Origin of the sequence: Akkermansia sp. RCC_12PD (assembly GCF_036417355.1) — a bacterium.
Taxonomy (GTDB): Bacteria; Verrucomicrobiota; Verrucomicrobiia; order Verrucomicrobiales; family Akkermansiaceae; genus Akkermansia.
Map to the genome: position 1 here is coordinate 2,533,399 of NZ_CP143889.1, position 15,135 is coordinate 2,548,533.

At 59.0% G+C, this 15,135-nt stretch carries 14 protein-coding genes and 1 tRNA gene; 1 reads left to right on the forward strand and 14 read right to left on the reverse strand.

The genetic code is table 11. From position 1 onward, the window contains the following. Positions 1–5 precede the first annotated feature (5 nt). Together V3C20_RS10740 and V3C20_RS10745 are read right to left on the reverse strand one after the other, a co-directional pair. On the reverse strand, positions 6–746 hold the full coding sequence (locus V3C20_RS10740) for a serine protease (RefSeq protein WP_130084685.1): 741 nt from the start codon (positions 744–746) through the stop codon (positions 6–8). Positions 747–755: 9 nt separating this feature from the next. Continuing rightward, positions 756–884, reverse strand: coding sequence for a hypothetical protein (locus tag V3C20_RS10745; protein WP_275124806.1), 129 nt, complete (start codon positions 882–884; stop codon positions 756–758). Positions 885–1,073: 189 nt separating this feature from the next. Here V3C20_RS10745 and V3C20_RS10750 point away from each other — a divergent pair. Next, positions 1,074–1,148, forward strand: a tRNA-Gly gene (locus V3C20_RS10750). A gap of 564 nt (positions 1,149–1,712) precedes the next feature. Here V3C20_RS10750 and V3C20_RS10755 read toward each other — a convergent pair. The 12 genes from V3C20_RS10755 to trpB form a co-directional block, all read right to left on the reverse strand. Beyond that, entirely contained in the window at positions 1,713–2,144 is a 432-nt protein-coding gene (locus V3C20_RS10755) for a pyrimidine dimer DNA glycosylase/endonuclease V (RefSeq protein WP_130084684.1), read from the reverse strand. 76 nt (positions 2,145–2,220) lie between these two features. Beyond that, complete coding sequence (locus V3C20_RS10760; RefSeq protein ID WP_130084683.1) at positions 2,221–3,642, reverse strand: cytidylate kinase family protein; 1,422 nt, start codon at positions 3,640–3,642, stop codon at positions 2,221–2,223. 275 nt (positions 3,643–3,917) lie between these two features. Continuing rightward, entirely contained in the window at positions 3,918–5,012 is a 1,095-nt protein-coding gene (locus tag V3C20_RS10765; RefSeq protein ID WP_130084682.1) for a 2-oxo acid dehydrogenase subunit E2, read from the reverse strand. 13 nt (positions 5,013–5,025) lie between these two features. Continuing rightward, on the reverse strand, positions 5,026–7,782 hold the full coding sequence (locus V3C20_RS10770; RefSeq protein ID WP_130084681.1) for a 2-oxoglutarate dehydrogenase E1 component: 2,757 nt from the start codon (positions 7,780–7,782) through the stop codon (positions 5,026–5,028). Positions 7,783–7,862: 80 nt separating this feature from the next. Further along, the gene (gene cydB / locus V3C20_RS10775; RefSeq protein WP_130084680.1) at positions 7,863–8,900 is read right to left on the reverse strand and encodes a cytochrome d ubiquinol oxidase subunit II; all 1,038 of its coding nucleotides are present in this window, start codon (positions 8,898–8,900) and stop codon (positions 7,863–7,865) included. Positions 8,901–8,923: 23 nt separating this feature from the next. Further along, on the reverse strand, positions 8,924–9,322 hold the full coding sequence (locus V3C20_RS10780; protein WP_330935380.1) for a cytochrome ubiquinol oxidase subunit I: 399 nt from the start codon (positions 9,320–9,322) through the stop codon (positions 8,924–8,926). Then, complete coding sequence (locus V3C20_RS10785) at positions 9,246–10,304, reverse strand: cytochrome ubiquinol oxidase subunit I (RefSeq protein WP_330935381.1); 1,059 nt, start codon at positions 10,302–10,304, stop codon at positions 9,246–9,248. Before V3C20_RS10785 ends, V3C20_RS10780 begins: the two co-directional genes overlap by 77 nt. Positions 10,305–10,456: 152 nt before the next feature. After that, entirely contained in the window at positions 10,457–10,930 is a 474-nt protein-coding gene (locus V3C20_RS10790) for a L,D-transpeptidase (RefSeq protein WP_130084678.1), read from the reverse strand. 41 nt (positions 10,931–10,971) lie between these two features. Continuing rightward, on the reverse strand, positions 10,972–11,427 hold the full coding sequence (locus V3C20_RS10795) for a low molecular weight protein arginine phosphatase (protein WP_130084677.1): 456 nt from the start codon (positions 11,425–11,427) through the stop codon (positions 10,972–10,974). Then, positions 11,424–12,896 carry a MerC domain-containing protein gene (locus V3C20_RS10800; RefSeq protein ID WP_130084676.1) on the reverse strand — a complete coding sequence of 491 codons (1,473 nt, stop codon included), beginning with the start codon at positions 12,894–12,896 and terminating at the stop codon, positions 11,424–11,426. The genes V3C20_RS10795 and V3C20_RS10800 overlap by 4 nt, the downstream gene beginning before the upstream one ends. Positions 12,897–12,912: 16 nt before the next feature. Further along, entirely contained in the window at positions 12,913–13,851 is a 939-nt protein-coding gene (locus tag V3C20_RS10805; protein WP_130084675.1) for a phosphotransferase, read from the reverse strand. A gap of 44 nt (positions 13,852–13,895) precedes the next feature. Further along, entirely contained in the window at positions 13,896–15,119 is a 1,224-nt protein-coding gene (trpB, locus tag V3C20_RS10810) for a tryptophan synthase subunit beta (RefSeq protein WP_130084674.1), read from the reverse strand. Between the last annotated feature and the right edge of the window lie 16 nt (positions 15,120–15,135).

Below are 15,135 nucleotides of genomic sequence, written 5' to 3' on the forward strand. Positions count from 1 at the left end.
TGGAATTAACCGTTCCGTCCGGGAGACGCCGCCTTGTCTTCCTCCGGAGGAACCGTCAGGGCATCAAACTCTTTCATGGGAACGTGCAGATTGTCTTCCAGACCGGAACCGACCCGGCTGTGAATACCGATTAATTCCCCGTTCAGGTTGAAAAGCGGGCCTCCGGAATCGCCGCGGATGAGTTTGCAGTCCGTCTGGATGACATCGTTTTTCAAGGAAACGATCCGTCCCAGGCGCACCATGGGACCGCGTTTCCGGTCCAGGCCGCCGCCGTGGCCCAGGGCAAAGACCCAGTCCCCCACCTGCGGCCGGTTTTCGGCCTTCTCGACGATGGGAAGATTCTTGTTCAGCCTGGTGGAAATCTCTGCAATGCCCGCATCTGAATCACTGTTCTCAGCCGTGGTTTTTCCCGGTATGCGGGTACCGTCCGGTAAAATGATCTTGAGGACGGTGTCTTTCTTGCCGACTACGTGAGCGGCTGAAAAAATCAGTCCCTTTTCGGAGACCAGAATGCCGGTTCCGCTGCTGTTGTTTACCTGAATGCATACCAGGGCAGAGAGCACTTTGGGAAGCACGGCCTGAAGCTGGTGCTCGATTCTCTGCAAATCTTCCACGGATTGCGGCGTGGTACGCAGAATTCTGGATGATGCGGACGCAGACTGGGCAACACCCTGCTGCATGGCAGCCAACAGGACCGTTCCGCATAAAACGGTGGAAAGGCAGAATCTTCGCAAGGTTTTTTTCATGATACCGGATTATTGTTCAGAAGCGGGAATTTCCTGCTTCCGGCCATCCGTCTGTCCGTTCCCCATTATGGAGTTGTAACAGGTAATTCCAATGACCAGTCCCGCCAGCGTGATGAAGGTGATGAACAACTCTTTCATGTTTTTTCTAACATAGAATTTGCCGCTCCGTCTGACGAGAGAAATTCATTGATAAGGCATACTTTCTCATGACAGAACAATCGGAACGGAAAGAAGCGCACCCGGAAAACAGGAAAATAAAGGTTGCTTTTTGCCTGTATTGACGTATAAATCGTTCAGCGACGCGGTCCGCGTCACTATTCATTCAAAGCGGATGTAGCTCAGGGGTAGAGCGCAACCTTGCCAAGGTTGATGTCGTGGGTTCGAATCCCATCATCCGCTCCATTTTTTTTGTCTTTGTTATTGTATAAATCCTTGCATTTTAAGGTGTTTTGAGGTTTTGGATTGTGTGTTGCTGCACCTAAGTTTGTGGTTCTGCTATGATTCTGCCATATATCGGGTTTTCTGAATGTAGCAAATGATCAAAACCACATACACACAAATCATTATATCTGGAATCATTAAACATGAGAATTCATGGTAAGCTTGCTTCCGTATAAGCGGTAAACTCAAGGGACGTACCAGCCGCATTAATATTTGCTCCATCAGTCTCCGGGTAAATCGGAAAACGCTGTTATGAAGGAAGCCGAACTTCGAGCTCGCTTCGTTGCCGAATAATTGAAAAAGGAAGCCAAGGGAACTCTGTTAAACGTGGATGTGAACGTTTCACTCACTGGAAACAAGTCAAAATCCATCCTGCGTGACAAGAGATATATTCCCGGCATTAAAGATCCTCTTGTTCAATGGCTGAAAGAATACGGAACTTGTTATTCAGGAAATACGGTGTCAGCATAGTTGGACAGGTTAAGGGGGAATTGGGGAAATTGATGGTGATTCCCGGTCATGTTTTTACCGGAGCTTTTCCCAGGGGCACCTCTCCCCTGGTCCTACTTGAAAGAGGGGATGGGGGAGGATGAATGGGGTTGGAAGCAGGGAGGCGTAACGGAGGGGATCCCTGTTCTGCAATTTGTTCAGAAGGTGGCGGAATTCATATTCCAGTTGTTTTTCCGGCAGGGGGAGAAGGGGAAGCGGTTCCACGGGCGCGATTTTCTGAAGGTCGAAATGGTAGCCCCTGCGAAGGGATTCGTCATGAACGGCTTTCAGATAGGCGTCCAGCGTTTGAAGAGGATGGGGAGTTTCCCGGAAACGTTGGAGCTGGGGATGATGGATATAGCCTTTGGTCTGGCCTGAGAGCACTTTCCGGGCCAGCAGTCCTTCCCTCCACAGGGCGACCAGTCCGGAGGAATCCAGATATGACGGGTGAAGGGACCAGAGCCTCATGATTTTTTGGACCGCAGGAGGCATCCGAGCGTTGAAGGGGAGACGGAAGGAAGCCGTCCGGCATATTCCGGATGTTTCAGGCTAATGCGATTTCTCCCTGAAGGTCTTCCGGTTCCGCAGGGGAAGGAGTTTGTTCCGTGACGGGCGTGTATACCGGGGAGGAAGTTTCCTGCGCCCGGGTTTTGACGGCTTCCAGAATGAGTTCCGCGGTGCGTTCCAGACCGTAGTCCGATGTGTTGATGCACAAGTCGTAAAGACGTGCGTTGCCGAGTTCCTGTCCGGTGTAGTGCAGGCAGTGGTTGCGGCGGCGGGAGTCCATCGTGTCCATTGTCCGGGCTACGCTGCGGGGGGAGACTCCGTAGTTTTCCACGACGCGCTGCATGCGGGTGGCGGGGTCGGCATGGAGGAAGACGCTGAACAGGTTGGGACGGCCTTTCAGGATGAAGTTGGCGCAGCGGCCCACGATGACGCAGGCGTGTTTGGCGGCGATATCCCGGATGACTTTGCTCTGGGCCAGGAAGGTTGCGTCTTCCGGCGGCTGTTCTTCCGCCGTGTAGGCATAGTTCTGGGCGTAGAGCTCGTAAAGGAAGCGGCTGGCAAGCTGTTGTTCGTGCCTGCGGATGTAGTCCGGTGTGAGGCCGCTTTGCGCCGCGGTGAGGTACACCAGTTCCGAGTCATAGAATTGGATGCCGAGCCGTTCCGCGATCATGGCGCCGATGGCGTGGCCGCCGGAGCCGTATTCCCGGTCAATGGAGATAACCAGAGGCGCATCCGGAGCGTAGGCCGCCGTTTCCGCGGACGGCAGAGGGGCCTGCATGGCGCCGGGCCGTGCGGCGCGTTCCAGCAGCCTGTCCAGCCAGAATACGTGTTTGTTGAAGAACCGGACGATCATTCCCACCAGAATGGCGGCCACGACGGTTCCTTCCCGGATGCCGGAGAGGCCGTGCAGCAGGAAAAACGAACAGGCGAGGCCGATGCAGACGAGCGTGCAGTCCATGCCGGTTTTCACGGCTCCGAATTCCCATTTGAAGAGTTTGACGAACGCCAGGTTCATGCCTTCCGCCGCCAGCAGGACGGCGTCCGCCTTGACCTGCATGAAGACTCCGAAGCCCAGAATGACGCAGCTCAGCAGGCAGATTACTGCGGACCAGGCGTACCCCGCCGGTTCCAGCGGAGATACCAGCCACATAGAGAAGTCCGTCAGCATGCCGAAGACGAAGACCACGGGGATCTGGAGCAGGTGGACGGGCCGGAACTGCCTTTTGAGCAGGGCCGCCTGCACGGCGACAAAGCTCAGGTGCATGAGGATGGTGATGGTCCCCATGCTCAGAGGGAGGGCCAGGCTGAGGATATAGGGCGTGCAGGAGATGGGGGAGACCCCCAGGCTGGCTTTGGCGGACAGGGCGATGCCCAGGGACATGATGAAGAGGGCCGCCACCAGGACGAAGCAGCGCAGGATGTGTTCTCCAATGCTTCTCCGTACGTGATAGTCTGCCATGGTACCAGATGTTAGTCCTTATGTCAGCATCAAGTCAAGGGTTCAAAAGCCGGAATTCCGGTGGTCGCTTTTTTTCATTTGCTTTCACATGGATGCTTCAGGCATGAAGGATGGCGGACGCCTGTGATTCCGTCCGGAAACCCTGACCGGGAATAGACATGGGAAACGGCTGGAGAAGCGAAGCCGCGCATGAAGGAGGGTGCGGGGGAAGAGGCCGTTTTGCCTGTCCCGTTCGTACCGGGATTTTGGATCCGGGGTGGGGGCGGGAGGTTTTCCTACAGCTCGAATACCGGGTTTTCCACGGCGTTTTTCACGGCGATGAGGAATTGTACGGCCTGTTTCCCGTCCACCAGGCGGTGGTCGTAGGAGAGGGCCAGGTACATCATGGGCCGAATGGTGATTTGGCCGTCCCTGACGACGGGGCGTTCCTGGATGGCGTGCATGCCCAGAATGCCACTCTGGGGCGGGTTCAGGATGGGGGTGGAGAGCAGGGAGCCGTACGTGCCTCCGTTGGATATGGTGAAGCACCCTCCCTGCAGGTCCTGCATGGAAAGGGTGCCCTTTCGTGCTTTTTCCGCCAGCGCGGCGAGTTCCAGTTCCAGTTCCGGGAGCGTTTTCCGGTCGCAGTCCCTCAAGACGGGCACCACGAGGCCCTTGTCCGTGCCGATGGCGACGGAGATGTCGTAGTACAGGTTTTCCACGATGTCCGTGCCGTCTATTTTGGCGTTGACCTGCGGCACTTCCTTGAGCGCCTTGACGGCGGCCTTGATGAAGAAGCCCATGAAGCCGAGTTTGGTGCCGTACCTTTCCCGGAAGGAGGCGTTGAATTGCCTGCGCAGTTCCATGACGGCGCTCATGTCGCATTCATTGAAGGTGGTGAGGATGGCCGCCTGGTGCTGGACTTGTGCCAGCCGGGCCGCGATGGTGCGGCGCAGGGGGCTCATGGGTTTCCTGATGAAGCGGGGTGCGGCCTGTTCCGGCCCGGCGGATTGCTTTTCCCGTGGCGTTTCCGACGGTTCGTGCGCCTGTTCCGGGTGTTCCTCCGGAGGAGATGCCGCCTTTTTTACGTCCGGCTGCGGGGTGTTTTCCGGTTCCGGAAGCACGGTGGCCTCTTCCTTTTCCGGAACGGAAGTTCCGGCGGACGGGGCAATGCGGCCCAGAACGGCTCCGATGGGGGCTTCAGCTCCTTCCGGTACGAGGATTTCCAGCATGCCGTCCTCATCCGCTTCCAGATCCGTGGAGACTTTGTCCGTTTCCAGCGTGACCAGGGTGTCTCCTCTGGCCACTGCGTCTCCGGCGCCCTTGTGCCATGCGGCTACGGTGGCGGCGGTGATGGATTCTCCGAAACTGGGGATCAGGATGTCGCTCATGGGATGGTGATGGTCAGGATTGGGCGCGCGGTCCGAAGGCCGTGGCGATGAGTCGTTTTTGCGCGGCGGCGTGCAGGGCCTTGGCCCCTTCCGCCGGGCAGGCCATGGGGGGGCGCCCCGCATAGCGGAACGAGGTGGCGAAGAGGCGGCCCAGCCGGTTGCGCAGATGGCCCCACGCCCCCATGTTGGAGGGTTCCTCCTGGCACCATACGAAGTCGCGCACTTTCTGGTAGGGGGCGAGCAGGTAGGTAAGCTGTTCCTGCGCCAGCGGGTAGATTTGCTCCACGCGGATGATGACGGTGTCCGCGATGCCGTGTTCCTTTCGGTAGGTGTCCAGGTCGTAGTAGATTTTTCCCGTGCAGAAGACGGCGCGCGTGATTTTGTCCGGAGCCGGGCTTTCCGGATCAGCCAGTACTTCGTGGAACCGGGACGGAGCCAGGAATTCACGGCGGGCGGAGGCGGCTTCCGGCCGGGAGAGCAGGCTTTTTGGCGTGAAGACGATGAGGGGCTTGTGTACGTTCTGGTGTATCTGGCGGCGCAGGGCGTGAAAGTATTGGGCGGGTGTGGTCGGGTTGATGACCTGCAGGTTGTCGTCCGCGCAGAGCTGGAGGTAGCGTTCCATGCGGGCGCTGGAGTGCTCGGACCCAGCCCCTTCGTAACCGTGGGGCAGGAGCAGCACGATGCGGCATTTCTGGTGCCATTTGGCTTCCGCGGCCGCAATGAACTGGTCCACGATGACCTGGGCTCCGTTGGCAAAGTCGCCGAACTGGGCTTCCCACATGACCAGGGCGTCCTGGCTTTCCAGGGCATAACCGTATTCGAAGCCCAGCACAGAGGCTTCTGACAGGGAAGAGTTGTAGATGCGGAAGGCGGTGGTGCCGTGGTTCAGTTTTTCCAGCGGCGTGTACACGGAGCCGTTGTTGAAGTCGTGCAGGACGGCATGCCGCTGGGAGAAGGTGCCGCGCTGGCAGTCCTGCCCGGAGAGGCGGACGGTGTGGTTTTCCGTGAGCAGGGATCCCCATGCCAGGGATTCCGCCATGGCCCAGTCCAGCGGGCCGTCTTCCCGGAAGGCTTCACGGCGGCGGGAGAGGAAGCGTTTTTCCAGGGTGGGGTGGGGCGTGAAGTTTTCCGGCAGTTCCGTCAGGATGTTTCCGATGCGCCGGAAGAGGTCCGGACTGATGCCCGTGCGCACGCTGAGGCGGGGAATGGGGGATTCATCCGCATCCTGCGCGCTGACCGGGAGGATGTAGTCCGCCGGGTGCTCCTTCATCTGGTCGTATGCCTGCTGCATGCCGTTCCAGATGCGTTCCCTGATGCCATGTTCCTCCTGTTCCGTCAGTTCCCCCCGTTCCCGGAGCAGGGTTCCGTACAGGGCCGCCGCCGTGGGGCGCGCCTCTATTTTTTTGGTCTGCATGGGGGCTGTGAAGGCGGCCTGGTCCGTTTCATTGTGTCCCAGGCGGCGGTAGCAGTACATGTCCAGAATGATGTCGCGGCCGAATTTCTGGCGGAACTGGAGCGCGAATTCCGCGGCCCAGATCAGGTTTTCCGGGTTTTCCCCGTTGATGTGCAGGATGGGCGCTTCCAGCATCTGGGCCACGTCCGTGGCGTAATGGGAGGAGCGGGCTTCATCCGGGCTGGTGGTGAAGCCGATCTGGTTGTTGATGATCAGGTGGATGGAACCGCCGGTCCGGTAGCCTTTCAGCTGGGAGAGGTTGAGCACTTCCGCCACCAGCCCCTGTCCGGCGAAGGCGGCGTCCCCGTGGAGAATAAGCGGGAGCACATGCTTTCTTTCCATGTCATCCAGGCTGTGCTGCCTGGCCCTGGCGCGGCCTTCCACCACGGGGTAGACGGCTTCCAGGTGGCTGGGATTGGAGGAGAGGTTGATGTGCAGGGGCACGCCGTCCACGTGGCGCGTGGCGGCATAGCCCAGGTGGTATTTCACGTCGCTGCGGCCGATGGGGGATTCCGGAAGGTAGTCCGGCGTGAATTCGTAAAAGATGGTTTTCAGCGGCTTGTGGAGGATGTTTGCCAGCACGTTGAGCCTGCCCCGGTGGGCCATGCCCATTTCCACGTGGGAGATGGCCGCCGCAGGACAGCGTTTGACCAGGGCGTCCAGCAGGACGATGGCGCCTTCCCCCCCTTCCAGGGAGAAGCGTTTTTCCCCGATGAAGCGCTTGCCCAGGAATTCCTCGAACAGTTCCGCCTTGCAGAGGTGGATGAAGGCGTCCCGGCGGGTTTCCGGGCCGTAGTCCACGCCGTCCGCCCGGCGGTCTATTTTTTCCTCAATCCACGAGCGGATTTCCAGGTTGTCAATGTGCTGGTATTCAAATCCGATGGCCCCGCAATAGGTGTTCCGGAGGTGGGCGATGATTTCCCGGAGGGTGAAGATGCGCCCTTTCTGGAAGGTGCCGATGTTGATGGGCTGGTCCATGTCTTCCGGGCGGAAGCCCAGTTCTTCCGGACGTACGGGAACGGTCGCTTCCTCCGGAGAGTCCAGCGGGTTGAAGCGGGCGCATTTGTGCCCCATGACCCGGTATGCCCGGATGAGCTGGTTGACGCGCCCGCGGCCTTCCGCACTTTCCGGCGGAACCGTGTACGGGGAAGCGTCCGCGGCGTTTTCCTCTTCCCGCGGAGCGCCGCCGCTGCCCAGCTCGTATCCCTCAAAGTAGGCCGCCCAAAGGGGATCTACGGACAGCGGATCGTTTTTCCATGTTTCATGGAGCGCCGTGATTTCCTCAGGCGTGAGTCTGGAGAAGATGGAGGCGTTCATGCGGGAAGGATGGACGGAATGGTGAACAGTGGTTTATTCGCTGATTGTCGTCCGCTTTCTGAAGGCGGAATTTCCAACCATTAATAGCTGTGCTCGTTGAGTTGCACCTTTCCGCGGAAGACCCAGTAGATGGCTGCGGAGTAGGCGAGGACGATTGGAACACCGATGAGGGCGATGTAGGTCATCACTATCAGGCTTTCCCGTGTGGAGGAACCGTTGACGAGGGTAAGGGAGTGCTCCGGATTGGGCATGGAGTATAGCAGGTTGGGGAACATGGAGGCCCCAAACATGGCCATCATGCACCCCATCGTGGAGCAGGAGGCGATGAAGGCCCAGCCTGACCGGTTTTTGCTCATGAATATCCAGATGGCCGCAATGGAAACAGCCGCCAGCGCGGCGATGCCGTAGATCCAGGGCGAGCGTTCCAGCGCCGCCGCTACGTGCGGCACGTACAGGAGCGTGGCCGCGCCGTGAACGATGATCAGGATGGTAAAGATGATGATGCAGGGCTTGAGGAGCCTTTTGATTTGCTGCTGGAGTTCACCCTGCGTTTTCATCATCAGGAAGATGCCGCCGTGCATGGCGAAGAGGGCCACCGTCGTGAGGCCCAGCAGGATGGCGTAGGGGTTCAGCAGGCTGAGGAAGGTTCCCGTGAAGTTGCCCTGGTCGTCCAGCGGGATTCCCCTGGTGACGTTCCCCATGGCCACCCCGATGAGCAGGGCCGCAAGGAGGCTGCTGACGGAGAAAGTGATGTCCCAGCCTTTGCGCCACCACGGCATGGGCTGCTTGCTCCGGAATTCGATGGAGACGGCCCGGAAGATAAGGGTGAGCAACAGGAGCATGAAAGCCAGATAGAATCCGGAGAAGACGGAGGCGTACACGTACGGGAAGGCGGCGAAGAGGGCGCCCCCTCCCGTGATGAGCCAGACTTCATTGCCGTCCCATACGGGACCCACGGCATTGAGCATCAGCCTCCTGTTTTCATCTCCCTTGATAAAGAACTGGAGGGTGCCGGTTCCCAGGTCAAAACCGTCCAGAACGGCGTAGCCGGAGAAGAGTACGCCGACGAGGATGAACCAGATGATTTGCAGGTCTGCGAGAGTGAGGTTGTCCAACATGGTTTTAAGTGGGGGGATGAGGGTTAGTCTTTGACGAAGGGGACCTGAAGCTTGCCTTCACCCGTGCCGTCGTCTTCCTTCGCTTCCTGGTCGGGGCCTTTGTGGATTTTATGGGTGATTTGATAAAGAAAGAGGGCCAGAAGCAGGGTATAGATGACGAAGAACATGCCCAGCGAGGAGAGTGCCTCCGCCGCGGTGAGGGTGGGGGAGACGGCGTGCTCCGTCCTCAGGATGCCGTACACGATCCAGGGCTGGCGGCCCATTTCCGCCACTGCCCAGCCTACCTGGTTGGCAATCTGCGGCCCCAATACGGAGAAGACAAAGCACCAGAGCAGCCATCGTTTTTCAAAGAGCCAGCCGCGTTTCCACGCCCAGAGGCCCAGCAGGAACAGGGCGCCCAGCGCACAGCCGATGAGGATCATGAGGTGGAAGGAGTAGAAGACGGGCAGGATGGGGGGGGCGTTCGTCCTGCGGAATGGCGTTCATGCCGGTGATGGGGGTATCCAGGTCATGATGAGTCAGGAAAGTGAGCATGTACGGGATGGAGATGCCTGTCACTTCATGGGTGGACGGGTTCATCCAGCCGACGAGGTGGAGCGACTGCGGAGCCCCCGATTCCATCACGCCTTCCATGGCGGCAAATTTAGCGGGCTGGTGGATGGAGACTTCACGAGCGCTGGAGTCTCCCGTGATGCCCATGCCTACCACGCCTATCAGTCCGATGACCAGCGCTACCTTGAAGCTTTTCTTGGCTCCGCCCGTGAAGCGTTTTTTGAGGATATACCAGGCAGAGACGCTGAGCACCAGCGTGGCTCCCGCCAGCCAGCACCCCGCCAGGGCGTGCGTCAGGCGGTCCACCGTAGACGGGTTGAAGACCACATCATAGAAGCTGGTGATGTGCGCCTGGATTTTTCCGTTTACTTCCACCAGCTTGTAGCCGGCGGGCGTCTGCATCCAGGAGTTCGCCACAATGATCCAGATGGCGCTGAAATGGGCGCCCAGGGCCACCATGCAGGCGGAGAAGAAGTGCATTTTGGGCCCCACTTTGTCCCAGCCGAAGAGCAGGATGGCCAGGAAGCCGGATTCCAGGAAGAAGGCGAAGATGCCTTCCGCCGCCAGGGGGCTGCCGAAGATGTCGCCTACGCAACGGGAGTAGTCCGCCCAGTTGGTGCCGAACTGGAATTCCATCACAATGCCGGAGGCCACGCCCAGCGCGAAGATGATGCCGAATATCTTGGTCCAGAATTTGGCCTGCTTGTGGTAGAGCTCGTTTTTTGTTTTCAGCCAGAGGCCTTCCAGTGCCACCAGTACCACCCCCAGGCCGATGGTCATCGGCGGGAAGATGTAGTGGAACATGATGGTGACGGCAAACTGAAGACGGGATAATAAGACCGGATCGTCCATGATTGATTGGGGATGAGTGGTTGTTTATGGAACAAGATGCCGGCAGCCAAATTCCGGAACCTTTATGTTTTATACATCCCGGAGAGGGCTTTGTTCAATTATTTTCCTTCTGCTCTGACAACTTTTTTAGATTTTCTCTAAAAAACAAGGGCTTAAAGGCGGATGAACGCTTCCGTGCCTTCTTCCGTCAAGTCAAAAAGGGTCAGCATGTCCTGCGGAGAAAGGCGAATGCAGCCGTGGGAGTCCGGTGTTCCGAGGCTGTCCGTCCGGTTGGTGCCGTGGATGTAGATGTAGCGCTCCCGCGTATTGACGTTTTCGGGGTCCAGGCCGTCCAGCCACAGGATGCGCGTCAGGATGAAGTCAGAATGTTCATTCATGCCCTCCGGGATGGCGGCCGGGTAGCGGCCAACCGGGAGCCGAGAGACGAAGATGGTGTCCTCAGGCAGTCCCGCTCCGATTTTTTTGCAGATGCGGAAGCGGCCCAGGGGCGTTTTCCCTGACCCCTGCTGACTGCCTGTGCCAGCTTTCCCGCTGGAAACAGGGCAGGAAAACAGGATTGTTCCGGCGGATTCCAGGGTCAGCTTCTGCCGGGAAAGATTAATGTGCAGAACCGCGGGAGGAGACATGCCGGGAAAGGAAAAAAGAGAAAAGGGGAACGGGAATGGGATTAGGCTTCCTGCTCCATGCGGGCGATGATGGCGCGAATGGCGTCCGTGAGCTGCCGCGCCACCTTGTTGTAGGCGGCCTGCCCGCATCCGATGGGGTCACTGATGTTCCTGTTGTCCGTGTAGCAGGTGACCAGCCTGATCTTGTCCGCGTGTTCGGGAAAGTTGGCCAGCATGACGGCCAGATGGCTTTCCGTCATCGTGTAGATGTCCGTGGATTCTTCCACCAGTTCCTGCGTGACGGCGCGGCTTGCATGGCCGGAAAGGTTTACTCCGTGCTCCCTCAGGACATGGAGCGTTTCCGGACTTGCCCCCTGCCCGTTCCAGGCCGCCGTACCTGCGGACCCCGCGAGCCATTCCGGATGGCTGGCGGAAAGCTTCAGGAAGAGGCCTTCAGCCATAGGGCTGCGGCACGTGTTTCCGGTGCAGATGAAGAGGATCTTTTTACGCTGGTTCATGAATCAGACTGTTTTTTGGGGTGGTGCGGAATGGGAACCTCATTAGGTTCCTGGTACAGGTTGTCCGGAGGGAGAACGCTGCCGGCTCCGTTTCCGTTTTCCGGAAGGGTGGAGGGCGGCGGATCTTCCTCGTCATCTTCTTCCGCATCATGTAAAGGAGGGGAAAACCAGGGAATCAGGCTGCCGGCCAGGGCCACGCCCAGCACGCCGGTTACGGGAGTCATGACGGGGAACCACACCCCGTGTACGGAAAAAAGGTACCACGCAAGGATGGGTGCCGACAGGATGCACAGGATCCACAAGAGCCAGCGCCCCCGTTTCCGGAAGCGGAGGGCCCACGTAGCCAGGAGCAGCACGTCCAGCACAATGACCCATTGTACCCATGCGGGAGCCACCGGAACCAGCACGGGAGGGGCCGGGGACAGGGCTCCCATGATGCTGCGGATGGTTTTTGCCGTCAGGAGCGCCTGGGCGTCGGGAGCCTCGGAGGGGGTGAAGGGTTCGGAAACGATGACGGCGTCTGCGGAGGAAAGAAGTTTTCTGACGGTGCTCATATCCGGGGGACGGAGGCCGGACATGACGGGAACGATGACTTCCTTCGTGTCCAGTAACGTGGGAGCGCTGTTTTCCGCCAGCGGGATGCGGCCATATTCATCCAGCGGAATGGAACGGTTGTTGCCGAGAAGGAGGGTATCGCCGGGGATGAGCCTGACGTCTTCCGGGTCCAGGTCCAGCGCATTCAGCGCAGCGACGAGGGGAAGGGTGGGGATGATGTCTTCTCCCCAGCGGACAAAGAGAGGGAACGATTTGCCGCTTTCCTGGCTTGCGGAGAACAGGTCGCTGTTTTCCACAACCGTTCCCAGCGTGCCGGCTTCCGTGGTTATTTGGGGTGCTTCCCCCACCAGCCTGTCCGCACGGGGGAATTGGTCCGTTTTGCCGATGATGTTACCGGGAGGGATGGCCAAATGCTTCCAGCCGGACGGCAGGGACGCTCTGCGGGATGATTCGCTCATCTGGCGTCCCAGCGCTTTGTGGCGGAAGCGGTCCAGTTCATATCCCACGGCAGATTTGACGATGTTGTCGGGTTCCTCTTCCCAGGCCATGGGGGCAATGACGTAAACGTTTCTGGCGCCCTGTTCGTACAGGTGGCGGAACAGAACCGTATAGTCCATCGGATTGGGCGGATAGGTGGGGAAACTGTTCAGGGCGGATTCCCGGTGCAGGGAGACGACGGGGAGAGGGGCCGTCTGTCCCTTGTTGAAAAACTCGTAAGGCTGTAGAACAATGTCGTTTTCGGCGTTCAGCCCCTCCGTCCTTATGGTGTGGTATTCCTTTTGCAGGGCGCGGACGGCGGCCCGTTCATAAAAAAAGACGGTAGGGGGGATGAGCAGGTAGCCGAATATCCAACCCAGCCCCAGCGAGAGCTGGAAAAGGGACAGAATGAGCAGGAATTTGGGTTTAAGAGTCATCAGGGCGGCCAAATAGTTATTCTAGCATGCCTGCCAGAGGCTCGGCAAGCATGGAACCGGGGAGAAGACGGCGCAGATGCGCCAGCCCTGCGGGGATTTGTTCCAGATACCAAGTTTTCCCTTTGTTGTGGCCGATGTTGGCGTACGCGCCCAGCATCTGCATGAGCCTTTGCAGTGCGCATGCTCGGAAGATGTCGCGGTCCAGGGCGCGCCCGGTGAGGTGCTCCCATTCCCGGAGCAGTTCGTCCGTCTGTTCCGTTTCCAGATGCGCGTACCCGTCAAACACCAGGGAAGCCAGGTCATACTCCGGACGTCCGCCGCGCATGCCCTGGAAGTCGATCAGCCAAGTTTTTCCTGCATGGATGTGCACGTTCTGCGACTGGCTGTCCCGGTGAACGGGGCAGAGCGGCAGGCCGGCCAGGAATTGCGCCATTTTCCGCAGCGCGGGATGGTTCAGGAAGCCGTTCGCGGACAGGCCCAGGTGCGTGCCCAGCAGATGTTCCGCAAAATATTCCTGCTCCCAGCGGTACAGGGATTCGTCAAAAGAGGGTTGAAAAGAAAAATTTTCCGGGAAGGGGCATTCATGCAGCAGGCGGAGCTGTTCCATGGCCCGGATGTAGCGGAAACGGAGTTTCTCCCAGGGTTCGCTTCTGAAAGACAGGAGATTGTCGTCTCCCAGGTCTTCCGCCAGGGCTGCTCCGCAGCCAGGGCCTAGGGGTTCGTAGTCATAGACCTCCGGCACGTTGACGCCGTTGGCGCGCAAATGGCGATCCGCGGGGATGAAAGAGTCGTTGTCCGCGCGATCATCTCCCCAGAGAATGCCGATGCAGGTCCGGTCTCCCAGGCCGATGCGCACAATAGTGCGGCCGGATGCGCCGAGGGCAATCGTCCGGAAGTCCTCTTCCCGGGGCGTGACGTGAAAGCTCCGTTGGACCAGGCGGGAGAGTTCTTTCATGGGAGGAATGCAGGGAGCCGCCGTGCAGGCGGAAAGGGAAGGAATCAGGCGGGGAACTGGTGGTTTTCTCCATAGCCATAGTTTTCCACGACGTAGTCCACGTCCTTGTCACCGCGGCCGGAACAGTTGACCAGAATGGCTCTTCCGGGGTTTTCCTGCGCCCACTTCATGGCATACGCAATGGCATGGGAACTTTCCAGGGCCGGAATGATTCCCTCATAGCGGGAAAGTTTGAAGAAGGCATCCACGGCTTCCTCATCCGTGGCGGTTACGTAATTCACGCGGCCGATGTCGTGCAGGTAGGCGTGTTCCGGCCCCACAGAGGGGTAGTCCAGGCCGCTGGCCACGGAATGGACCGGGCCGGGGTTGCCGTCGTCATCCTGGAGCATGATACTTTCGAAACCGTGCAGAACGCCCTTGCTCCCGTAGGTGATGGAGGCGGAATGCTCCCCTAGTTTGGGGCCTTTGCCGAGCGGCTCCACGCCGTAAATATCCAGCGGATCGCCCAGGAAGGCGGTGAACATGCCCATGGAGTTGCTGCCGCCGCCCACGCAGGCGCACACGGCGTCCGGGAGCAGTCCGGTCATTTCCAGGAACTGTTCCCGGGCTTCCACGCCGATGCACATCTGGAAGTCGCGCACCATTTGGGGGAAGGGGTGGGGGCCTACCACGGACCCGATACAGTAAATGGAGTCCTTGTAGCTGTTCAGGTAGGAATCAAAGGCGGAATCCACGGCTTCCTTCAGGCTCTGGAGTCCGTGGGTGACGGGAACGACCTTGGCTCCCAGAATTTTCATGCGTGTGACGTTGGGCGCCTGCTTGGCAATGTCGACCGCTCCCATGTGAATCTCGCATTCCAAGCCGAAGAAGGCGGCCGCCGTCGCCAGCGCCACGCCGTGCTGGCCCGCGCCCGTTTCCGCAATGATGCGTTTTTTGCCCATATATTTGGCGAGAAGGCCTTCCCCCATGCAATGGTTGAGCTTGTGCGCACCCGTGTGGTTCAGGTCTTCTCGCTTCAGATAAATCTGGGAGGTGCCCAGGTGGCGGGACAGGCGTTCGCAGTGGTAAACGGGAGTGGGGCGCCCCTGGAACTGCTTGCGGATGCGGCGCAGTTCGTTGATGAACTGGGCGGAATGGGCGATGGTCTGGTAAGCCTCCGTGATTTCTTCAAAGGCGGGGACGAGTTCGTCCGGCAGATAGACGCCGCCGTATTCGCCGAAGCGGCCCCGGGCATCCGGAAAATTGCGTAGATAAGTATGGAGATCCATGGTGTGTTTCATTCGT